Genomic DNA, 18711 nt, shown 5'->3' on the forward strand with positions numbered 1-18711 from the left:
GCCCTTTCGGTTTCTTTAGCTATTGCGCATATGACGAATCCTAGTTTTCAAAAACGATACTTCTGCTTTAAAAATATAGACGAAATTGAAGTGTTTTTTAGTTTTCCGGAATTGGCCAACCGGAATCCCGCAAGCTTCAGGCGTAGGCGCGGCCTTCTTCGGAGCGCTGGAACTGCATCAGGTCAAGCGGCACCGAGGGCCTGCCGAGGACGGTAAGGCACATATGCGCCTGGCCGCGATGGTGGGTCTGGTGATTGAAGAGATGGCTGAGCGCCGGCGCCAGCCGCTGCGAAACGGTGCGCATGTCAGTGGTCATATAGGAAAATCGCCCGGTGAGCGCCTTATCGGTCATGCCGTCCATCCAGTCGACGATCCTCCTGTCCTCGGCCTCGCGTGCCAGGCGCAAGCCCGGGAAGGCGCGATAGAGGATCGTCGCAAGGTTTGAGGGCGCGTCCCCCTCGCCGGTAAAGCGCTTCATCCAGACGCGGTCGGTGACGAGCAGGTGATTGAGCGTGCCCAGCATCGAGCCGAAGAAGGCGCCGACATCGCGGCCGAGTTCCTCTTCGCTGAGATCGGCGGCGGCATCATAGATGCGCGTGTTGGCCCATTGATTGTAGGCCGCAAACATCATGAAATGCTGTTTCATTCTTCCACCCGGCTCGCAACGAATCCCGGCTCTTCGTAACCCGCAGGAACCGTAATGACCATTCTGTTCTATGATCTCGTCGGCCACGACGCAAAACGCCCCTTCAGTCCGCATTGCTGGAAGACGAAGATGGCGCTGGCCCACAAAGGGCTCGATGCCACCAAGGTGCCGACGCGCTTCCTGGAAGTCCCCAAGGTGGAAGGCGGCGTGTCGAAGACGGTGCCGGTGATCCGCGACGGCGAGCGCGTGGTGGCCGATTCGTTTGCCATCGCACTCTATCTCGACGAAGCCTACCCCGAGCGGCCGACGTTGTTCGGCGGCGAAGGCGGCAAGGCGACGGCGCGCTTCATCGAACGCTGGTCGCAGCTCACCATCCATCCTTACCTCATAACGGTGCTGCTGACCGATCTGCACAGCATGCAGGACGAGGCGAACCGCGCCTATTTCCGCGAGAGCCGCGAGCAGCGGCTCGGCAAGCGGCTCGAAGAGGTGGTGGCCGGCCGCGACACGGGGCTTGTCGGCTTTCGTGCCTCGCTCGAGCCGCTGCGCTCGATGCTCAGCTACCAGCCTTTCATCGGCGGGACATCGCCGCTGTTTGCCGATTACATCGTGTTCGGGGCGCTGCAATGGGCGCGCGTCGCCTCGCCCTACCAGCTGCTCGAGACGGGCGACGGCGTTGCCGAATGGTTCGAACGCTGCCTCGACCTGCATGGCGGAATCGGCCGGCAGGTCGCCGCGGCGGCCTAAGGCGCTAATCTTCCTCTTGTGGGAAGATGTCGCCGAAGGTGACAGAGTGGGCGCCTCAACAGCTGCGGTGCCTACTTGCGAGAGAAGAAGTCGGCGTTTCACGCGCGGCGCCCCGCTCTGGCCTGCCGGCCATCTCCCCCTCAAGGCGGGAATTTTCCGGCTTCATCGTTTTCGACCAGCCTGACGCAGATCGGATCGCCCCCTCCCATGCGGGCGCATTGCCATTCCGGGCCGAAGCCGAAATTCTGCTGTCCGGTTTGCGGAAAGAACAGCAGGACGAAGACGATCACGGCAAGGACCACGGCCATCAAGAAAATGCCGGCGATATCGTCGCGTCTGAGGTAGAGCCGGTTCATCGCCTCCTGCTCCGCTGCCGCGGCGCTCCGGACTGCACGCGAAGCGCGCTCTCAGCCGTCTAATTATCCCGCAAACGGCCGGCCTTGACCAGAAGCCGCCTCCCCTTGGCAAGCCGCAAAGCGGCTTGTATAGAGCCCGCCACTCCAATTTCCATTCCCAGAACAAGGACAAACCAATGGCGATCGAACGCACCTTCTCCATGATCAAGCCGGATGCCACCAAGCGCAATCTGACCGGCGCCATCACCAAGATGCTGGAAGACGCGGGCCTCAGCGTCGTCGCGTCGCGTCGCGTATGGATGAGCCGCCGCGAGGCCGAAGGCTTCTACGCCGTCCACAAGGAGCGTCCTTTCTTCGGGGAGCTCGTCGAGTTCATGTCGTCGGGCCCGACCGTCGTGCAGGTGCTGGAGGGCGACAACGCCATTGCCAAGAACCGCGAAGTGATGGGCGCCACCAACCCGGCCAATGCCGCCGAGGGCACCATCCGCAAGGTGCATGCGCTGTCGATCGGCGAAAATTCGGTGCACGGCTCGGACGCGCCGGAGACCGCCGCGCAGGAGATCAGGTACTGGTTCTCCGACACCGAGATCGTCGGCTGACACGCTACGGTTCCGGCAATGAAGGCGGCTCTCGGGCCGCCTTTTTGTTGGAGCAGCCGGCCGGGCACGCTCTAGGAACGGGCGATTGCCCGCGGCAGCGCCGGAGGCCTCCGAGCCGGCGAGAAGTGCCATGCTCTCCTCCCTGATCACCTGGTGATCGGCAAGCGGTTGAACCTGGCCGCCATGAGATGGCCGAGCCAGGCCGACGCAAGCGACAGCACCACCACACTGACAAGATAGGTCGCCGCAAGGCCGAGGTCGCCCTCGAGAAGCAGAATGAAGGTGTCGAGGCTCATCGACGAAAAAGTGGTGAGACCGCCGCAGAAGCCGCCGGTCACGAACTGGCGGCCGGCCGGGCCGATCATCAGGCGTCCATCCGGCCGGGTCAGCGTGGAAAAGAACATGATGACCCAGGAGCCGACGACGTTGACGAACGCCGTTGCAAGCAGCGCGCTCCAGCCCAGCAGGGAGACGACGACGTAGCCGCACAGGAAGCGCGCCAGCGAACCGATGGCCGCGCCGCAGCCCACCGCCAGATAAAGCCGCATGGCTGTCTGTCTATCGTTTCCAAGCATAGGCCCTACCCTGCCATCCGCTCGACGGTCCAAAAGCCAAAGGCGACGGCAAGCACGCAGAGCGCCGCCGAGGCGACGACGTTGAGAGCGGCGAGCCGCCTCTCGTCGTCGAGCGCGAGGTTCAGCGTCTGTAGGCAGAAGGACGAAACCGTGGTGTAGCCGCCGAACAGACCGACCACGATCAGGTCGCGCACGAGTTCGGCGGAAAAGATGCCGCCGAGCGACCGCGCCGCGCCGGCGAAGGCGCCGATGGCGAGCGCGCCGGAGACGTTGACCACCAGCGTGCCCCAGGGAAAGGTCTCGCCGACGCTGCGGCCGACAAGGCCCGACAGGAAGAAGCGGGAAATACCGCCGAGGAAGCCGCCGATCAGGACCAGGGCGCAGGCCGCAAGGCTCATCGCTTCATTGCCTTTCCACAAAGCGATTCCTCGCGGGAATCGCGCCATCAAGACAGGCATGTGCGAGCGGAAAAAACAAATCCTGCCGCGCGAAAGCACGCCTGGCAGGAGTCATCAGCCCGAATGCGAAAAGCTCGGGCGGTTTCGGGGGAACCCCATCCCCATTTGACGAGGGAAACTAGGTGGTCGCGGGTTCGCGGTCAATCGGGGCCACTATGGTTGCGCCGCGTTCCTTTCGCGCCCCCTTAACATTTGCCAAATCCGTTATTGTGGCGGACGCGGTGGCGGACGAGAGGCCGGAACTCCCGGGGCGGCCGCTGACGCAGAAGCAGCCGCCATCCCTCGTCTCTATGCGTTTCCGGCGTGTCGGAAATCCTGCGAACCAGGCTAGGCTACGACGTGACCTTCTTCAGCACAATGGTCTGCGGCTTGCCGTCCAGCGGATCGACCTGGTGGCGAGTGTCGGTGACGAAGATCACCCGGTCATCGACAGTTATGCGGGCTTGCAGCGCGTAGGTCCTGCCGGGCTGGATCGCCTTGGGATCGAAGCCGATCTCGAATTTGATCGGCACCTGGCCGGCCAGGACGATCTTGCGCTGGCCGAGGAGCGTCGCCGGCGCGTCGGCCAGCGAGATGTCGGCGAGCTCGACCGAAAGCACGGCATTGGGCGGCAGCGCGATGCGCTCGCGATAGGTCACCTCGCCGGCAATCGTCTTTTCGGCGGCACTGGTGAACTCCGGCACGGCAAGCACGCCGACCACCAGCGGCACAAGGCCGAAGATGAAAAATTCCGCGATCCTGTCCAGCATAAGATTGCTCCCGCCCAGCAAATCAAACCGATTTGCAAGGTCGGGAAGGATTGCGGTCGTTCGATGGCCTTGGGGAGGAAATTTCGCCGGCTTGTCCCTCAGGCGGATTGCCAACCGAAATTGCGAAGAGCAGTTCGGGGCGACCCTCTTCTCCCCAAGGGGAGAAGGTGCTGCGAAGCGCGCCAGATGGGGCGATCGCCAAGGCAATGCCGTCCTGGCTTACTTGTCCGGGGTCTTCCAACGACCCGCGGCTTCGTCGTCGGCTTCCTTGGCCTCGACCCAGCCGCCTTCGGAGCCGTCGGCACGGTGCTCCTTCTTCCAGAAGGGCGCACGCGACTTCAGGTAATCCATCAGGAAATTCGCCGCCTCGAAGGCCGCCTGGCGATGCGCGGAGGCCGCGACCACCAGCACGATGTTTTCGCCCGGCGTGATTTTTCCATGGCGGTGTACGACGGTGAGCCCCTGCAGCGGCCAACGCCCGATGGCCTCAGTGGCGATGCGGCCGATCTCGGCCTCGGCCATGCCGGGATAGTGCTCGAGCTCGAGCGCGGCGAGCGCGCCTTTTTCGTCACGGCAGAGGCCGGAGAAGGTGACCACGGCGCCGATATCGGCACGGCCCTCGGTCAGGGCGGCAATCTCGGCGGCGACGTCGAAATCCTCGCGCTGGACGCGGATGGCCGGCACGACCGTGCTCGCCATCTCAGCCCCCGGTCATCGGCGGAAACAGCGCGATCTCGCGCGCGCCCGCGATTTTCTCGCGGTGGCCGACATGTTCCTGGTTGATGGCGACGCGAATGACGTCCGGATATTGCAGCGCGTTTTCGTATTCCTCGCCGCGCGACTTCAGCCAGCGCAACAGGTCGGCGACGGTCTCGACTCCGGCGGGCAGTTCGACATGCTCTTCCGGCTTGCCGATCCGCTCGCGCACCCAGGCGAAATAGATGAGCTTAGTCGACATCTCACTCGTCCATGATGTGTTTCAGGCCGGCGCGGAAATAGTCGTAGCCGGTGTAGAGGGTGACAAGTGCCGCGATCCACAAGAGCACCAGACCGATTTGGGTGGTCAGCGGGAAGATCTTGTCACCGGCCGGGCCGACGAGCAGGAAGGCGATGGCGACCATCTGGATGGTCGTCTTCCATTTGGCGAGTTGGGTCACCGGAACCGAGACCTTCAGCGCGGCCAAATATTCGCGCAGGCCCGAGACAAGAATCTCGCGGCACAGGATGATGATCGCCGCCCATAGCGACCAACCGGCAATGCCGGCATGGCGGTCGGTGTCGGCGGCGAGCAAGAGCAGGCAGGTGGCGACCAGGAGCTTGTCGGCGATCGGGTCCAGCATCTTGCCGATGTTGGAGGTCTGCTGCCAGGCGCGCGCGAAATAGCCGTCGAAATAGTCGGTGATGGAGGCGAGCAGGAAGATGGCGAGCGCCGACCAGCGGGCAAAGTCGGAGGACTTCAGATGGCCTTCGAGAAAAAAGCACAGCACCACCAGCGGCACCGCGATGATGCGGGCGTAGGTGAGGATGTTCGGCAGGTTGAAAGCGCGCTGGGCCATATCTGATCGGGATCTCTCTCCGCCTGCCTACTCAAATCAGAAGCCAATGTGGGGGGTCAACAGGCGAGATTCGATTGGTCAACCCAAAATAGGCGCAAGAATGGTCAGCTGTCATGAAAATGGTTGTAGACCAGCTTCGCCACGTGCTCGGAAATGCCGTCGACCTTGATCAGGTCCTCGACCGCGGCGCGGCTGACCGCCTTGGCGGTGCCGAAATGATGGAGCAGCGCCCGCTTGCGGCCGGGGCCGATGCCGGCGATCTCGTCGAGCGGGCTCTTGACCATCTCCTTCTTGCGGCGGGCGCGGTGGGAGCCGATGGCGAAGCGATGCACCTCGTCGCGCAGGCGCTGGACGAAATAGAGCACCGGGTCGCGCACCGGCAGCGTGAAAGAGTCCCTGCCCTTGACGAAGAAGCGCTCGCGCCCGGCGTCGCGGTCCTGGCCCTTGGCGATGCCGATGGCGACGACCCGGTCCTCGATGCCGAGACCGGACAGGATCTTGCGCACCGCCGTCATCTGGCCCTGGCCGCCGTCGATCAGGATGACGTCCGGCCATGCCGGGAAGCTGCCGTTTCCCTCGACAAGATCCTCGGCCGCATCGTCCTCGGCCTCCGCGCCCGCTCCGATTGAAGGCTGGACGTCGCCATGCTCCCTGAGCAGCCGCGAGAAGCGGCGCTCCATCACCTCGCGCATCATGCCGAAATCGTCACCGGGCGTGATCTCGGTCGAGCGGATGTTGAACTTTCGGTACTGGTTCTTCACAAAACCTTCCGGCCCGGCGACGACCATGGCGCCGACCGCATTGGTGCCCATGATGTGCGAGTTGTCGTAGACCTCGATGCGCACTGGCGGCCTTGCGAGGCCGAAGGTCTCGGCAAAGCCTTGCAATAGCCGCGCCTGCGTCGACGTTTCCGCCAGCCTGCGGCCGAGCGCCTCACGCGCGTTCTGCAGCGCGTGATCGGTGAGATCCTTCTTCTCGCCGCGCTGCGGCACCGAGATCGCTATCCTGCGCCCGGCGCGGGTTGACAGCGCCTCGGCGAGCAGCTCCTGCTCCTGCACCGACTGGGAAAGAAGCAGCGTACGCGCCGGCAGCTTGTCGTCATAGAACTGCGCGAGGAAGGAGCCCAGCACCTCGGCCGGCTCCAGCGCCGGATCGGCCTTGGGAAAATAGGCGCGGTTGCCCCAGTTCTGGCCGGTGCGGAAGAAGAACACCTGGATGCAGGTCTGGCCGCCTTCCTGGTGGATGGCAAAGACATCCGCCTCCTCCACCGTCTGCGGGTTGATGCCCTGATGCGCCTGCACATGCGATAGCGCCGCGAGGCGATCCCGGTAGATAGCGGCCCGCTCGAAATCGAGCTCTTCGGAGGCTTGTTGCATGGCGGCCGAGATCTCGGTCTTCACCTTCTGACTGCGGCCGGAGAGAAAATCCTTCGCCTCGGCAACCAGCTCGGCATAGCCCCGATGCGATATCTCGCCGGTGCAGGGACCGGCGCAACGCTTGATCTGGTAGAGCAGGCAAGGTCGCGTGCGGTTCTCGTAGAAGGAATCCGTGCAGCTTCGCAGCAGAAAGGCGCGCTGCAGCGAATTGATGGTGCGCCCGACCGCGCCGGCGGAAGCGAAGGGCCCAAAATAGTCGCCCTTGCGCGAGCGCGCGCCGCGATGCTTGTAGATGCCGGGCGAGACATGGTCGCCAGTAAGCAGGATGTAAGGGAACGACTTGTCGTCCCGCATCAGCACGTTGAAGCGGGGCCTCAGCCGCTTGATGAGGTTGGCCTCGAGCAGCAGCGCCTCGATCTCGGTGCGAGTGACGACGAATTCCATCGTCGCCGTCTCGCGCACCATGCGGCCGATGCGGGCGGTGTGGAAGCGCCCCTGCGCATAGTTGGTGACGCGCTTCTTCAGGCTGCGCGCCTTGCCGACATAGAGCACGTCGCCGGCGGCATTCATCATTCGGTAGACGCCCGGCTGGTTGGGCAGCCGCTTGACCAAGGTCTGGATGACCTCGGCACCGACCATGCCGTCGGCGTCGCCGGCATGCGGCGTCCAGTCGATCGCGGTGAAAGCAACGTCGGGACCGGCGACAACCGCCTCCGGCTCGACGATCTCCTCCGACGCCTCGTCCTCGATATCGAGATCGGGCGGCAAATCATCGCCGGCGCCGATGGGGCTGTGTTTTTGGGCAGGACTCATTCCACCATGCCTGTCACATCGGGCGTCTGCCATGCAAGATGCTGGCCGCCGTCGAGCGCGATCATCTGCCCGGTGACGGAGCGCGCCTCCCAGAGATAGCGGATGGTGGCGCCGAATTCCGGCAATTGCGGGCCGCGCTTCAGAATCAGTCCTTCGACCTGCCTGCCGAAATCTTCGTCGTCCTGGCGCTTGTTCTTCAGTGTCGGGCCGGGGCCGATGGCATTGACGCGAATGCGCGGCCCCAGCGCCTGCGCCAGGATCTGGGTCTGTGTCCACAGGGCCGATTTCGACAGCGCGTAAGAGAAATAACGCGGCGTCGGCCGCCAGACACGCTGGTCGATGACGTTGACGATCAGTCCCTCCGCGCCTTCCGGCAAGGCGCGAGCAAAGTTCTGCGCCAGCAGCGCCGGCGTCTTCAGATGAATGGCGAAGTGGCGGTCCCAGGCCTGCCAGTCGAAATCCTCGATACGGTCGTCGACGAACAAGGAGGCGTTGTTGACGAGCAGCGTGACCGGGCCAAGGGCAGCCTCGGAGCGGCCGACGAGATCGCCGACGGCTTTCATATCGGTGAGGTCGGCAACGAGCACGGCGGCACGGCCGCCCTGGTTCCTGATGCGGCTGGCCAGCGCCTCGGCTTCGGCTCCGGAACGATTGGCATGGATGGCCACGGCAAAGCCATGCGCGGCAAGGTCTTCGACGATCGCCTTGCCGATCCTTTTCGCTCCACCCGTCACCAGCACCACGCCAAAGGCTTCTTTCATGTCGTCAATCCTCTATCGGCTTCACGATTCCGGGAAGCCGGCACAATATGACGGGCCAAGCGTTAAATGCCATTTCTACCTGGGGCAGGAATGTGGCGAAGCGGCCCGTACGCACGCTGCCGACCCGGATTGCGGAAGTTTCATAATGCAATATATGTCCCCGAACCCCTTGAACCAAGCGGTGTGCAGCGCAACATGATTAGCGTGCTGACATTCGCTGTTGCGAAGATGCAACGTCACCTTTTGGCCTCATTCGCGCCAGGGAATGACCCAAGTTCAGGTTCGCTTCAGCCGTATTTCAGCACGACATTTGGAACCGTTGAACGCCAGGCCCGTTTATCCCCCCGGACGGGCCGGGGGCATTCATGAACATAAAAAGCCTCGTGTCTTGTGGCTTAAGGAGTAAACAACAATGCAAGCTAATCTCAAGTTTGCGCGGCCGCTGGCGGTTGCGCTCGGGCTCTTCGCCCTCGGTGGTACCGCTTATGCCGCAGACGCCGTCACCGAAGAGCCGCCGGCACCGGCCCCGGTCGCCGAACTCCCCGTCGCTTCCTGGGCCGGCCCCTATGCCGGTATCAGCCTCGGCTACGGCTTCAGCGGCCATGCCGATGTCTCCGGCGGCCCGGATATTAAGACCAAGGGCTTCGTCGGCGGCGTCTTCGGCGGCTACAACTGGCAGCAGGACAACTTCGTCTACGGCGCTGAAGCCGATCTCGGCTACAATGGCGTCAAGGGCGACAGCGCTGGCGTCGAGGCCAAGGGCGGCCTCGAAGGCTCGTTGCGCGCCCGTCTCGGCTATGCCGTGACCCCGGAAATCCTGCTCTATGGCACCGGCGGTCTCGCCGCCAAGAACCAGAAGGTGGAAGGCGGCGGCTTCAGCGACAGCAAGGGTATGCTGGGCTGGACGGCCGGTGTCGGCACCGACATCAAGATCACCGACAACGTGTTCGGCCGCGTCGAGTACCGCTACAGCGACTACGGCGACAAGGACTTTGACGGCTTCGGCAACGTCAAGTCGAAGGACAACCGCGTCACTTTCGGCGTCGGTATGAAGTTCTAAGTCGTCCAAGCCACGACACGGAAAAAGCCGGGCCGCGCGCCCGGCTTTTTTTGTGGCTGGCGTTGCCCCAGACCGACACGTTTGGCCGCGCCTTCAACGCAACCCGGTGGATGGCGCCTGCTGGAAATCCTCATGGGCTGAAATCGACTGCAGCTGGTCGAGCCAATTCGCGCGCGAGCGCGTGAAGACCTCGGCGTCCGGACGGTAGTCGGCCGGGTCGGTCATGGTCGCGGCGTGAACGTGGATCTCGTCGGGCCATCTGTCGGAGCGGAAGTAGAGCCTGGTGCCGCAGGACGGGCAGAACCCGCGAAAGGTGTTCGGGCTGCTTTCATAGCGCCTGATGACGCCGGCCCAGTTCAGCTGCTCCGGCCTCATGCCGAGGAAAGCAGTGAAGGGAGCGGACGTGGCGCGCTGGCAATCGGCGCAGTGACAGACAAGATTTCGCGTGAGCTCCCCGGAATAGATCCAGGTGACCGCGCCGCACATGCAACGTCCCGCCAGAGATGCCATCGCTTCCTCCGCGACTGCGTGCCCGGGCCGACCCCGCCGACACGGCCGATGTGAAGGATAGGCGGCGCGATCTGTTCAGGCTGGCCGCTTTGCGACCTTGGCGGGTTTGACCTTCGGCGGCAGTGTCTCGACGAAAGCCAGCGCACGATCGATCCACTCGGCGAGATCTGCCTCGGTTGCAGTGCCTTCCGGCGCGACATGGACATAGCCTTCCATGGAACGCCCGCCCATTTCCATCGGCCGCGCATGGGGCCGTGCGGCTGCGGCCGCGTGCCCGTCCTTGCCGACACGCACCAGCAAGCCGCGCTTCGAGGTGCCGATCAGCATATTGCCGTTGATCATGAAGCAGGTGCCGCCGAACATTTTCTGTTCCGTGAAAGCGCGCCGGCCAAGGGCCGCGCGCAAGCGCTCGACTATCGGATCGGGGGCGACGGTTGTTTTGGTGACCGACTTCGCCATGCGAACCACTTTGTAATTGCACGGCCTATGCAATCACGAATCCGGGCGACAATTCAATATGGGGAGGCGCGGCGGCGAGGCTGCCGATCTCCCCCACAAGGGTGGAGATGAGCTGTTTACCCCGGCACGCAGCCCTTCAGTTCCGGAAACTTTTCGTCGAAGCGCGCGGCCCAACGTGTCAGCCGGCCGCGGCCCTTTTCCCACTGGCCGCCGAAACGCAGCGCGAGATAGCCGAGAGTGGCACGCAGCGCCAGCTGGCCGGCGGTGATCTTCTTCGGCAGTTTCGGCGGGTTGGCGTTGAGCAGGTCGAGCGCGGCGGTGATCTTCGCCCACTGACGGTCGAGCCAGGGCTGATAGACCATGGCGTCGGGGCGCGTGCGCCGCTCATAGACCATCGACAGCGCGCAGTCGCAGATGCCGTCGGCCAGCGCCTCCAGCACCTCGGCCTCGAGCCGCTTGTCGGGGTTGCGCGGGAACAGCACGTTCTTCGACAGCCGGTTGAGATGCTGGGTGATCGCCCGGCTGTCGTGGATCGTGCGGCCGTCCTCCAGCACCAGCACCGGGATCTTGCCCAGCGGATTGGCCGAGATCAGCTCCGCCGGCTTGTCCTCCGTCTTGACCGGCACGAGTTCGATGGCGATGCCGGCATAGGCGGCGGCCATGCGGACCTTCGAACTATAGGGAGAGGTGGAGGCGTAGAGCAGCTTCGGCATGGATCGGGTTCCTGATTGTCCGTGCGCACTGTTGACCGAATGCTATTGCCAGAGCAACGGCCAGCGCCGCCAAAACCTACCGCCAGTTGGCCCACCTTGTTCGAGCGGCGCGTGCCGCCGCTACGTCAGGGACCGCTCCATGATGATGGTTCGTTCGTCGTCGTGGAAGCAGTCCCGGAGCGCGCGGAAGCCAAGTCTGAAATAAAATCGCTCCGCGGTGACCGAGGACGGCACCGTCAGCACCGTCGCGCCGTTTGCCCGCGCTGCTTCCTCGATCTCCAGCATCAGCCGGCTGCCGACGCCGCGTCCCTGAAATTCAGGATCGACGAACACAGATCGAACCGTTGTTCCGTCCAGGCCCGCGGTACCGACAATTTTGTCGCCGCAAACGGCGACAAAGACTTGGCGCTTCTTGAAAAGTTGCCGCACGGCAGAGGGGCTGAAGCTCTGCTCAACGCGGGCGATGATTTGCGGCCCGTACTCCCTGGCGTTGTTTTTCCGCAGAGCGGCAACAATGACCCGGCTTACCGCTTCGGCATCGCCCTCGCCTGCCCGTCGAATTCCAAGCCACAAAGCCATGATCAGCCCTTTCCACCTGATCGACGTGCGGCAGCAGCCGACATCGCCCGGACCAGAACGGATCGTGACGATGCGAGCCGGTCGCGCAACAAAAAAAGCTCCCGGAAGTTTGCCGGGCGGCAAATTTCCAGGAGCTTTCAGGACAGGCCTTTGCCATCCACTTCGCCCGCTGTCACGCCGAACTGGCGAGAGGGGCGCCTCGACGGCACCCACCCTCGCCTGTTCAGGCTCGCGAGCGAAGTTACGCGATTACTTCTTGGCCGGCGCCTTCTTGGCAGGCGCTGCCTTCTTCACGGCTGCCGTCGACTTGGCGGCTGCTGCTTTCATCGGCGCCTTGGCGGCGGGCTTGGCCGCTGCCTTCGCTGCCGGCTTCTTGGCGGCGGGCTTCGCTGCCGCCTTCGCGGCGGGCTTGGCTGCCGCCTTCGCGGCCGGCTTAGCCGCAGCCTTCGCCGCAGGCTTTGCCGCTGCCTTGGCCGGAGCCTTGGCGGCTGCCTTCGGTGCCGCTGCCTTCTTCGCTGCTGCAGGTTTCGCGGCAGCCTTCGGTGCCGCTTTCTTTGCCGGCGCTTTCGCCGCCGGCGCCTTGGTTGTCGTCTTTGCCATGCGATGCCCCTTGCGTTTTGCCCAAGGTCGTGAGTGACCCGGCGTGCTCATGCATATCTGACTCGCGGCTATCTAGCCAGCGAAGCAACACAATGAATTTCAGTTATTGAATTTTGGTTACGCAAGACGCGTTGACAAGGGCATCGGCGAAAAAAACGACAGAGAATCTTTGCCCTTCGAAGTGAAAATGCGCCGTCGAGAATTCCCGATGCTCTCTATCGCCGGATCATCCAGACATCTTGATGCCGCGCAGAGCGTAGAATGTGAGCGTATTGCTCATAATGGACAACGCACACCAAACAAAGCACCTCATCTTGTCCAGCGGAAAGATTTACAAGTCAAGGCGGAGCAGAACCGAACCGGCGAAGGGGCAAAGCTTGCGCGGCAAAAAGCGAGCTTACCGCTCACATTCAAAACTGCCGCTGGAAGAGCCTGATACCGCTCAGGCTCCGCTGCAGACGGCGTGAGGACGCCGCCCGTTCCATGCTCCTCGCAAGTTCCGGGGAGAAAACCGTTGCGCACAATCCTGGAAGTGCTGTTCTTCGTTGGTCGCAATTCCGGACGGAAAACCGCTTCGCACTTTTCCTGGAATTGCTGTTCTTCCTTGGTCGCAATTCCGGACGGAAAACCGCTTCGCACTTTTCCTGGAATTGCTCTCAGGCCAAATGTGAGTATCCTGCTTATATTCTCGGGAGGCAGGTTGGGGATGTCTACTCGCATTGCAAAGCCAGCCCCGCGCATGCGCAAGGAGCCGCGCCAGGCGCGCTCGGTCGCCACCGTCGAGGCGATAATCGAAGCAGGTGCCCGCGTTCTAAGCGAGATCGGCTGGGCGGGCTTCAGCACCAACAAGGTGGCCGAGACCGCGGGCGTGAGCATCGGGTCGCTCTATCAATATTTCCCCGACAAGCTTGCGCTGGTCGACGCCATCCGACGCCGCCACTTCGACCATGTGCTGTCCGTCATTCGCGACGCCGCGGCTGAGGAGAAGCCGCTCAGGCAATTCGCGCGCGAGCTGGTGCGCGGCATGATCGCCGCGCACAGCATTCACCCGACGCTGCATCAGGTGCTGCTCGACGAGACGCCGGTCGACCGCGGCTCGCGCGCCGCGCATGCCTCGTTCCAGGCCCGCTATCTCGAGCACTATGCGGCGGCCGTCGCGCAATACCGCCGGCGCCTGAAGAATACCGAGACCGTGGCGCGCGTGCTCTCCTCCGCCGTCGAGGGCGTGATCCACAATGCGGCGCGCCGCAACATGCTCGATGCGCCGGAGCTGCAGAAGCAGCTCGGCGAGCTGATCTGCGCCTATCTGTCCGGCCAGGGCGCGCGAGCGTGACCAGCGCGATACCGACGCCGTCAGGGTCGATAGCCGAGGCAGATCGCGCCCAGCGCGACGACGGCACAGGCTCCGATACGGCGCGGCGTCAACTGCTCGCCGAGGAAGAAGCGGCCGATGAAGGCCGCGAAGACGACGCTGGTCTCGCGGATGGCGGTGATCGGCCCGGCCGGCCCCTGCGCGAAGGCGGCGACCACCGCGCCATAGGCCAGCAGCGCGAATAGACCGCCGCTCAAGGCCTTGCGTGTTTCCGGCGCACGCAGGTCGACAGTGAGCCTGCCGCGCAGACCGACGAAAGCCGCCGGCAGCAGGGCACCGTAGATCAGCAGTACCCAGGCGGTGTAGGCGGCGCTGTCGCCGGCGACGCGCACGCCGATCGCGTCGACCGTCGCATAGGCCGCGATGATGACGCCGGTGGCCAACGCGTAGAGGATCGATGTCACTGAGGCCCTGCCCCGCCCGACTGACAGACCCATAATGCCGCAGGCGACCAGCGCGACGCCGATGAGTTCCGGCGCGGCGAGCCGTTGGCCGGCCAGCAGGAAGCCGCCGAGCGCCACCAGCAGCGGCACGCTGCCGCGCACGATCGGATAAACCTGCCCGAGCTCGCCATAGCGGTAGGCGGCAACCAGGAACACGCTGTAGCCGACCTGAAGGACGGCCGATAGCACGACATAGGACCAGGCAGCCGCAGCCGGCAGCGGATGGAAGAGCGCCAGGACAATAGCAGCGGCAGTGCTCGAGAAGCTCATGACTGTGACCGTCCACAGTCTGTCGACCCCGGTCCGTAGGAAGGCGTTCCAGCTGGCATGCAAAATGGCCGCGGACAGCGCGAGCCCGACGACCGTCGCGTTCATTGGGGGCCCCGCGCGCCGGCGAGGATGGCGGAAGCCGCCTTGCGCGCATTGGCGATGGCGGCATCAGCCTCCCCCATCTGGGCCATCAGCGTCGCGCCATCGATCAGCATCAGCAGCGCCGTGGCGACGCCCTCGGCCCGCTCCGGCGGCATCTCTTCTTCCAGGATGGCGCGCAGGCGCGACCGCAAACCCTTCTTCTGGCGGCTGGCTGCCTTGAACACCGGATGATCGGGATCGCCGAACTCGGCGAGCGCGTGCGCGAACAGGCAGCCGTGGAAATCCGGATCGCGAAACCAGCGTTCGTGCCAGTCCAGTATCGTGAAGATCTTCGCTTCCGCCGTGTCCGCCGACGCGGCCAGCCGGTCGAGCTGGCGTTCGAAACGCGCCGCGCGGTGCTCCAGCACCGCGACGATTAGATCGTCCTTCGCCGGGAAGTGGCGGTACATCGTCATCTTGGCGATGTCGGCCTCGGCGATAATGCGGTCGATGCCGGTGGCGTGGAAGCCGTCACGCTTGAACAGCGAATACGCGGTGTCGACGACATGCTGGCGTTTGGCGGAGGGCGATGAGAGCATTATGCTGCCGCGTGATGAGACAGGTCTGTCTCTTTTTAGGCGACAGTTCGACAGTCGTCAATCGGCAGCCGATTAGCCGATTTTGCCTTCCGGCAATGGCCGGCAAGCTCAGAATTATTCGCGATGGGACTGATGCCGTCGACGGGCCGAACGGAGTGGCCTGCGACCTGAAGGGCGCAGACCGGGGGAATGGATCTGCGGCTTCTTACCGAAGCACGCGGCAGCGGCCGTTATAAACCATCCAGCGGTCGAAGCCGGAGACGCAGAACTCGACATTGTCGCCGATCGAGGCGAAGCCTTGGCCTTCCTCGATCAGGTAAAAGATCGAGCGGTCGCGGCCGTCCGACAGGCTGACGGTGGCGCGGCAATAGTGCCGACCGATCGGCCATCTCTCGCTCGACGGCAGATAGCGATGCAGGCGGATGTTATGGAAATCGGTGATCGCGACATCCGGCAGGTGCGGCACATGATGAACCTGATAGCTGAAGCGATCGGTGATCTTGCTCAGCACCCAGGCCTCGGCGCAGACGCTGCCGTCATCCTCGGTTAAAACGGCAAGGTCGGCGGCCTGCGCTGCCTGGGTGAAACCAAGCGACGTGCCAAGCGGCGTCAGAAGCGAAATCAGCGCGGCAAGGGCGGAATGGGCGAAGCGAGTCATGACAGCCTCTCAAGGTCGGTTGCACGCACTGTGCGGATTCGCCTGGCGGCGGTCAAGCGGTTGTGAAGACAATGGTTTCCCAAATCATCGTTCCAGATGCGGTCCGGCTGTCAGACGGTTCCCGCCACCAGCAGTCCGCCGACGACGGCCAGGTTGATCAGGAACGCGTTGCGCAGCACCTGCCGCTCCGGCTCTTCGGACTCCCAGAAGCGCAGCAGCGCGACGTTCGTCGCTAGCGTGAACAGGACAAGCGCACCGGCGGCGAAAGGCACGGCACGGCCGAGCGCGAGCATCATGCCGGCGACGACCTCGAGCGCTGAGCCGGCTGCCAGCATGACAGCGGGAGCCGGAAATTTCCGGCTCGCCAGATAGTCGCACATCGCCTGGAATTTCAGGAAGTGCTCGATGCCGGCGAAAGACGAACACGCCGCCGATGAGAAGCGCGCCTATCGCCTGAACGGTATCGATCGACATGTCGACCTCCTGCAGGCTTCCGGCTCAATCCTTCGGGATGAAAGCGGGGTTGTAGACGACTTCCCAGAGATGATCGTCGGGATCCTGGAAATAGCCGGCATAGCCGCCCCAGAAGGTCTTTTGCGCCGGCTTGGCGACGCGGGCGCCGGCCTTGACGGCCTCGGCCATCGCAGCGTCGACCTCGGCCTCGCTCGACAGGTTGTGGCCGATGGTGAACTCGGTCGGACTGCGGCCGCTCTGCGGCACGGTGGCGTCGAGGGCGATGCTCGCGCGCTCGAAGATCGCGAATTTCAAGCCGCCGGCAAGCTCGAAGAAGGCGACGGCGCCGTGCTCGAACTCGCGGCCGATGATGCCCTCGGTCGGCAGGCCCAAGCCGTCGCGGTAGAATTTGAGCGACGCCTCCAGATCGTCGACGCCAAGGGTGAAGACGGTGATGCGAGCTTTCATTTCTCTCACTCCCTTCTATATTCGTGACCACATCCGCGACCGGATGCGGCGCGGTGAAGGCGCTGGACGCGCCAAGAGGCTGCATCCGTTTTGCCACGGCGGAAGCGACCCGCATTGAAGATTTCGGCCAAAATGGCCGAAGCGGACCCGCCAGAGCACGCCGAAGCAGATCGGAGAAGATATGGAAGCGGTCCTGGCGCAGACCACCGGCTTCTTTCGGGAACGGCCCGCCCCGCGAGGCCTGGCCGGCGCCTTCTCCGCCGTCTGGGTGCATCGCATGGCGAAGCAGGACGTCCCGCCAATCGTCATCACGCCGGACGCGACTATCGATCTGCAATGGATCGAAGGTCGCTTCCGCGTGGTCGGACCGGACAAGGAGCCGCAGATCGAGCGCCTTCCCCCCGGGTCGGTGATCATCGGCTTCCGCTTCCGGCCGGGCGCGGCCGCCGGGTGGCTCGGCGTGCCGGCCGGCGAAATCGTCGGCGGGCGGCTGAGCCTCCAGGACTTATGGGGTACGCGTGCCCGCGAACTGTCAGATCGCGTCAAGGCCGCGCCCGACCTCGCCGGCATGGTGCGGCAGCTGGAAAATAACGTCGGCGCGCATACAGAGGGGCGCGATGCGCTCGATGCGCTGATGGGCAGGGCCTTCGAGTTCATTGATGAAGGCCTGTTGCCGGAGACGCCGCTGGTTCCCTGTCTGCTCAACCGCCTCAACATGAGCGAGCGGACGCTGCGCCGGCGTTTCGAGGACGCTTTCGGCTATGGTCCGAAGACGCTCGACCGCATCCTGCGCTTCCACCGCTTCCGGCGCCTGCAGCGACGGCATAGCGATGCCTCGACCGCGCTGCTCGCCATCGAGGCCGGCTATGCCGACCAGGCGCATCTGATCCGCGAAACCCGGCGGCTGACCGGCGTGACACCCTCGGCGCTGGCGTAGCTAATCTTCGGCTGGTCCCCGGTCTCACTCACCGGCCAGCCATTCGATCGTCCAGCGCGACGGCTGTTCGACGGCAAGCCTTCCATGCAAGGCCGGCAGCATCACCCGCAATTCGGCCTCCAGCGTGAAGGGCGGGTTCACCACCACAAGGCCGCTGCCGTCGAGGCTCGGTTCGCTCGAGGCAGGCCGGATCTCGAAGCCGATGTCGAGCAGTTTTGGAATGCCTGTCTCCTTCAGCGCGGCACGGAAGGCGGCGACCGCCTTGCGATCCTTGATCGGATACCAGAGCGCGTAGATGCCCCCCGGCCAGCGCCGGTGCGCTCGGCGCAGGTTCTCGACGAGACGCTGGAACTCGCCCTCCTCCTCGAAGGGCGGATCGACAAGCACGAGCCCGCGCTTTTCCTTCGGCGGCAGATGCGCGCCGAGCGCCAACCAGCCGTCGAGCTCGATCACCCTGGTCTGGATGTCGCCGGCGAAGACGGCTTTGAGCCGCGCAGCGTCCTCGGAATGCAACTCGATCGCCGTAAGCCGATCCTGCTTGCGCAGGAGATGGCGCACGATCAGCGGTGAGCCGGGATAGCGGCGGAGACCGCCGTCGGGATTTTCCAAGCGCACCGCTTCCAGATAGGGCTGAAGCAGCGCCGCCGTCCGAGGCTCGAGCGCGGCCTCGGACAGCCGGCCGATGCCGCCCTGCCATTCACCCGTCTTGCCGGCTTCCACCGACGCGAGATCGTAGCGGCCGATGCCGGCGTGAGTGTCGATAACGCGAAAGGCCTTGTCCTTCTGCTTCAGATACTCGACCAGCCGGCTGAGCACCGCGTGCTTGACGACATCGGCGAAATTGCCGGCGTGGTAGGCGTGGCGATAATTCAT

At 64.1% G+C, this 18711-nt stretch carries 27 protein-coding genes and 1 riboswitch; of the genes, 6 read left to right on the forward strand and 21 right to left on the reverse strand.

All coding sequences use genetic code 11. From position 1 onward, the window contains the following. Positions 1-136 precede the first annotated feature (136 nt). A complete protein-coding gene (locus tag CK218_RS24945) occupies positions 137-646 on the reverse strand; it encodes a DinB family protein (RefSeq protein WP_066995808.1) in 510 nt (169 codons plus the stop codon). A gap of 54 nt (positions 647-700) precedes the next feature. Here CK218_RS24945 and CK218_RS24950 point away from each other — a divergent pair, with 54 nt between their 5' ends. Further along, complete coding sequence (locus CK218_RS24950; protein ID WP_095829229.1) at positions 701-1393, forward strand: glutathione S-transferase family protein; 693 nt, start codon at positions 701-703, stop codon at positions 1391-1393. Between the two features lie 140 nt (positions 1394-1533). Here CK218_RS24950 and CK218_RS24955 read toward each other — a convergent pair whose 3' ends face one another. Further along, positions 1534-1749 carry a hypothetical protein gene (locus tag CK218_RS24955; RefSeq protein ID WP_095829230.1) on the reverse strand — a complete coding sequence of 72 codons (216 nt, stop codon included), beginning with the start codon at positions 1747-1749 and terminating at the stop codon, positions 1534-1536. Positions 1750-1925: 176 nt separating this feature from the next. On the opposite strand from CK218_RS24955, the gene ndk reads away from it, so the two are divergent. Continuing rightward, positions 1926-2348: a nucleoside-diphosphate kinase gene (gene ndk, locus CK218_RS24960; protein WP_095829231.1), complete on the forward strand. Its 423-nt coding sequence runs from the start codon at positions 1926-1928 to the stop codon at positions 2346-2348. A gap of 146 nt (positions 2349-2494) precedes the next feature. Here the strand turns inward: ndk and crcB (CK218_RS24965) are convergent, their stop codons facing one another. The 8 genes from crcB (CK218_RS24965) to CK218_RS25000 all read right to left on the reverse strand — a co-directional run bounded on the left by crcB (CK218_RS24965) (position 2495) and on the right by CK218_RS25000 (position 8636). After that, positions 2495-2896 (reverse strand): fluoride efflux transporter CrcB, encoded by a 402-nt coding sequence (gene crcB, locus CK218_RS24965; RefSeq protein WP_245299616.1) that lies wholly within the window; start codon positions 2894-2896, stop codon positions 2495-2497. Between the two features lie 32 nt (positions 2897-2928). After that, positions 2929-3321 (reverse strand): fluoride efflux transporter CrcB, encoded by a 393-nt coding sequence (gene crcB / locus CK218_RS24970; protein WP_066995797.1) that lies wholly within the window; start codon positions 3319-3321, stop codon positions 2929-2931. Between the two features lie 98 nt (positions 3322-3419). Beyond that, positions 3420-3493: riboswitch (Fluoride riboswitch) on the reverse strand. Between the two features lie 220 nt (positions 3494-3713). Further along, a complete protein-coding gene (locus tag CK218_RS24975; RefSeq protein WP_095829232.1) occupies positions 3714-4130 on the reverse strand; it encodes a YbaY family lipoprotein in 417 nt (138 codons plus the stop codon). A gap of 219 nt (positions 4131-4349) precedes the next feature. Further along, entirely contained in the window at positions 4350-4829 is a 480-nt protein-coding gene (locus CK218_RS24980) for a molybdenum cofactor biosynthesis protein MoaE (RefSeq protein ID WP_095829233.1), read from the reverse strand. Between the two features lies 1 nt (position 4830). Further along, positions 4831-5088, reverse strand: a complete 258-nt coding sequence (moaD, locus tag CK218_RS24985; protein ID WP_067330385.1) for a molybdopterin converting factor subunit 1 — start codon at positions 5086-5088, stop codon at positions 4831-4833. Between the two features lies 1 nt (position 5089). Continuing rightward, positions 5090-5686, reverse strand: a complete 597-nt coding sequence (gene pgsA / locus CK218_RS24990; RefSeq protein ID WP_067330383.1) for a CDP-diacylglycerol--glycerol-3-phosphate 3-phosphatidyltransferase — start codon at positions 5684-5686, stop codon at positions 5090-5092. Between the two features lie 104 nt (positions 5687-5790). Then, positions 5791-7875: an excinuclease ABC subunit UvrC gene (uvrC, locus tag CK218_RS24995; protein WP_095829234.1), complete on the reverse strand. Its 2085-nt coding sequence runs from the start codon at positions 7873-7875 to the stop codon at positions 5791-5793. Beyond that, entirely contained in the window at positions 7872-8636 is a 765-nt protein-coding gene (locus tag CK218_RS25000; RefSeq protein WP_095829235.1) for an SDR family oxidoreductase, read from the reverse strand. Before CK218_RS25000 ends, uvrC begins: the two co-directional genes overlap by 4 nt. Positions 8637-9048: 412 nt before the next feature. Between CK218_RS25000 and CK218_RS25005 the strand changes: the two genes are divergently transcribed. Then, complete coding sequence (locus CK218_RS25005; protein WP_095823622.1) at positions 9049-9696, forward strand: outer membrane protein; 648 nt, start codon at positions 9049-9051, stop codon at positions 9694-9696. Between the two features lie 93 nt (positions 9697-9789). On the opposite strand, the gene CK218_RS25010 is transcribed toward CK218_RS25005, so the two are convergent. From CK218_RS25010 to CK218_RS25030, 5 genes are all read right to left on the reverse strand, one after another. Beyond that, a complete protein-coding gene (locus tag CK218_RS25010; RefSeq protein ID WP_095829236.1) occupies positions 9790-10206 on the reverse strand; it encodes a GFA family protein in 417 nt (138 codons plus the stop codon). A gap of 75 nt (positions 10207-10281) precedes the next feature. Beyond that, entirely contained in the window at positions 10282-10665 is a 384-nt protein-coding gene (locus tag CK218_RS25015) for a TfoX/Sxy family protein (RefSeq protein WP_280950834.1), read from the reverse strand. Between the two features lie 116 nt (positions 10666-10781). Beyond that, positions 10782-11378 carry a glutathione S-transferase gene (locus CK218_RS25020; protein ID WP_095829238.1) on the reverse strand — a complete coding sequence of 199 codons (597 nt, stop codon included), beginning with the start codon at positions 11376-11378 and terminating at the stop codon, positions 10782-10784. 120 nt (positions 11379-11498) lie between these two features. Beyond that, a complete protein-coding gene (locus tag CK218_RS25025; protein WP_348628737.1) occupies positions 11499-11957 on the reverse strand; it encodes a GNAT family N-acetyltransferase in 459 nt (152 codons plus the stop codon). Between the two features lie 249 nt (positions 11958-12206). After that, complete coding sequence (locus tag CK218_RS25030) at positions 12207-12557, reverse strand: hypothetical protein (RefSeq protein ID WP_066995775.1); 351 nt, start codon at positions 12555-12557, stop codon at positions 12207-12209. Positions 12558-12663: 106 nt separating this feature from the next. Between CK218_RS25030 and CK218_RS30370 the strand changes: the two genes are divergently transcribed. Both CK218_RS30370 and CK218_RS25035 read left to right on the forward strand, forming a co-directional pair. Further along, positions 12664-12993 carry a hypothetical protein gene (locus tag CK218_RS30370; protein WP_128373723.1) on the forward strand — a complete coding sequence of 110 codons (330 nt, stop codon included), beginning with the start codon at positions 12664-12666 and terminating at the stop codon, positions 12991-12993. A 303-nt stretch (positions 12994-13296) separates the two neighbouring features. Then, positions 13297-13890 (forward strand): TetR/AcrR family transcriptional regulator, encoded by a 594-nt coding sequence (locus CK218_RS25035; protein WP_095829239.1) that lies wholly within the window; start codon positions 13297-13299, stop codon positions 13888-13890. 20 nt (positions 13891-13910) lie between these two features. Here CK218_RS25035 and CK218_RS25040 read toward each other — a convergent pair whose 3' ends face one another. The 5 genes from CK218_RS25040 to CK218_RS25060 form a co-directional block, all read right to left on the reverse strand. Continuing rightward, positions 13911-14747 carry a DMT family transporter gene (locus CK218_RS25040; RefSeq protein WP_095829240.1) on the reverse strand — a complete coding sequence of 279 codons (837 nt, stop codon included), beginning with the start codon at positions 14745-14747 and terminating at the stop codon, positions 13911-13913. Further along, the gene (locus CK218_RS25045; RefSeq protein ID WP_095829241.1) at positions 14744-15322 is read right to left on the reverse strand and encodes a TetR/AcrR family transcriptional regulator; all 579 of its coding nucleotides are present in this window, start codon (positions 15320-15322) and stop codon (positions 14744-14746) included. Before CK218_RS25045 ends, CK218_RS25040 begins: the two co-directional genes overlap by 4 nt. Positions 15323-15527: 205 nt before the next feature. Continuing rightward, on the reverse strand, positions 15528-15980 hold the full coding sequence (locus CK218_RS25050) for a hypothetical protein (protein WP_095829242.1): 453 nt from the start codon (positions 15978-15980) through the stop codon (positions 15528-15530). Positions 15981-16090: 110 nt separating this feature from the next. Continuing rightward, entirely contained in the window at positions 16091-16360 is a 270-nt protein-coding gene (locus CK218_RS25055) for a DoxX family protein (RefSeq protein ID WP_245435186.1), read from the reverse strand. 118 nt (positions 16361-16478) lie between these two features. Then, positions 16479-16901 carry a VOC family protein gene (locus tag CK218_RS25060; protein ID WP_095829243.1) on the reverse strand — a complete coding sequence of 141 codons (423 nt, stop codon included), beginning with the start codon at positions 16899-16901 and terminating at the stop codon, positions 16479-16481. Positions 16902-17082: 181 nt separating this feature from the next. On the opposite strand from CK218_RS25060, the gene CK218_RS25065 reads away from it, so the two are divergent. After that, positions 17083-17838, forward strand: coding sequence for a helix-turn-helix domain-containing protein (locus tag CK218_RS25065; protein ID WP_095829244.1), 756 nt, complete (start codon positions 17083-17085; stop codon positions 17836-17838). A 24-nt stretch (positions 17839-17862) separates the two neighbouring features. Here the strand turns inward: CK218_RS25065 and CK218_RS25070 are convergent, their stop codons facing one another. Next, the gene (locus tag CK218_RS25070) at positions 17863-18711 is read right to left on the reverse strand and encodes a 23S rRNA (adenine(2030)-N(6))-methyltransferase RlmJ (protein WP_095829245.1); all 849 of its coding nucleotides are present in this window, start codon (positions 18709-18711) and stop codon (positions 17863-17865) included.

The sequence above is a fragment of the Mesorhizobium sp. WSM3879 genome (assembly GCF_002294915.1).
Lineage (GTDB): Bacteria > Pseudomonadota > Alphaproteobacteria > Rhizobiales > Rhizobiaceae > Mesorhizobium.

What these genes read in the sequence shown, in the direction of transcription:
- CK218_RS24945 (WP_066995808.1), bottom strand. Translation starts at nt 646, where the DNA reads ATGAAACAGCATTTCATGATGTTTGCGGCCTACAATCAATGGGCCAAC.
- CK218_RS24950 (WP_095829229.1), top strand. Translation starts at nt 701, where the DNA reads ATGACCATTCTGTTCTATGATCTCGTCGGCCACGACGCAAAACGCCCC.
- CK218_RS24955 (WP_095829230.1), bottom strand. Translation starts at nt 1,749, where the DNA reads ATGAACCGGCTCTACCTCAGACGCGACGATATCGCCGGCATTTTCTTG.
- ndk (WP_095829231.1), top strand. Translation starts at nt 1,926, where the DNA reads ATGGCGATCGAACGCACCTTCTCCATGATCAAGCCGGATGCCACCAAG.
- crcB (WP_245299616.1), bottom strand. Translation starts at nt 2,896, where the DNA reads ATGCGGCTTTATCTGGCGGTGGGCTGCGGCGCGGCCATCGGTTCGCTG.
- crcB (WP_066995797.1), bottom strand. Translation starts at nt 3,321, where the DNA reads ATGAGCCTTGCGGCCTGCGCCCTGGTCCTGATCGGCGGCTTCCTCGGC.
- CK218_RS24975 (WP_095829232.1), bottom strand. Translation starts at nt 4,130, where the DNA reads ATGCTGGACAGGATCGCGGAATTTTTCATCTTCGGCCTTGTGCCGCTG.
- CK218_RS24980 (WP_095829233.1), bottom strand. Translation starts at nt 4,829, where the DNA reads ATGGCGAGCACGGTCGTGCCGGCCATCCGCGTCCAGCGCGAGGATTTC.
- moaD (WP_067330385.1), bottom strand. Translation starts at nt 5,088, where the DNA reads ATGTCGACTAAGCTCATCTATTTCGCCTGGGTGCGCGAGCGGATCGGC.
- pgsA (WP_067330383.1), bottom strand. Translation starts at nt 5,686, where the DNA reads ATGGCCCAGCGCGCTTTCAACCTGCCGAACATCCTCACCTACGCCCGC.
- uvrC (WP_095829234.1), bottom strand. Translation starts at nt 7,875, where the DNA reads ATGAGTCCTGCCCAAAAACACAGCCCCATCGGCGCCGGCGATGATTTG.
- CK218_RS25000 (WP_095829235.1), bottom strand. Translation starts at nt 8,636, where the DNA reads ATGAAAGAAGCCTTTGGCGTGGTGCTGGTGACGGGTGGAGCGAAAAGG.
- CK218_RS25005 (WP_095823622.1), top strand. Translation starts at nt 9,049, where the DNA reads ATGCAAGCTAATCTCAAGTTTGCGCGGCCGCTGGCGGTTGCGCTCGGG.
- CK218_RS25010 (WP_095829236.1), bottom strand. Translation starts at nt 10,206, where the DNA reads ATGGCATCTCTGGCGGGACGTTGCATGTGCGGCGCGGTCACCTGGATC.
- CK218_RS25015 (WP_280950834.1), bottom strand. Translation starts at nt 10,665, where the DNA reads ATGGCGAAGTCGGTCACCAAAACAACCGTCGCCCCCGATCCGATAGTC.
- CK218_RS25020 (WP_095829238.1), bottom strand. Translation starts at nt 11,378, where the DNA reads ATGCCGAAGCTGCTCTACGCCTCCACCTCTCCCTATAGTTCGAAGGTC.
- CK218_RS25025 (WP_348628737.1), bottom strand. Translation starts at nt 11,957, where the DNA reads ATGGCTTTGTGGCTTGGAATTCGACGGGCAGGCGAGGGCGATGCCGAA.
- CK218_RS25030 (WP_066995775.1), bottom strand. Translation starts at nt 12,557, where the DNA reads ATGGCAAAGACGACAACCAAGGCGCCGGCGGCGAAAGCGCCGGCAAAG.
- CK218_RS25035 (WP_095829239.1), top strand. Translation starts at nt 13,297, where the DNA reads ATGCGCAAGGAGCCGCGCCAGGCGCGCTCGGTCGCCACCGTCGAGGCG.
- CK218_RS25040 (WP_095829240.1), bottom strand. Translation starts at nt 14,747, where the DNA reads ATGAACGCGACGGTCGTCGGGCTCGCGCTGTCCGCGGCCATTTTGCAT.
- CK218_RS25045 (WP_095829241.1), bottom strand. Translation starts at nt 15,322, where the DNA reads ATGCTCTCATCGCCCTCCGCCAAACGCCAGCATGTCGTCGACACCGCG.
- CK218_RS25050 (WP_095829242.1), bottom strand. Translation starts at nt 15,980, where the DNA reads ATGACTCGCTTCGCCCATTCCGCCCTTGCCGCGCTGATTTCGCTTCTG.
- CK218_RS25055 (WP_245435186.1), bottom strand. Translation starts at nt 16,360, where the DNA reads ATGTGCGACTATCTGGCGAGCCGGAAATTTCCGGCTCCCGCTGTCATG.
- CK218_RS25060 (WP_095829243.1), bottom strand. Translation starts at nt 16,901, where the DNA reads ATGAAAGCTCGCATCACCGTCTTCACCCTTGGCGTCGACGATCTGGAG.
- CK218_RS25065 (WP_095829244.1), top strand. Translation starts at nt 17,083, where the DNA reads ATGGAAGCGGTCCTGGCGCAGACCACCGGCTTCTTTCGGGAACGGCCC.
- CK218_RS25070 (WP_095829245.1), bottom strand. Translation starts at nt 18,711, where the DNA reads ATGAATTATCGCCACGCCTACCACGCCGGCAATTTCGCCGATGTCGTC.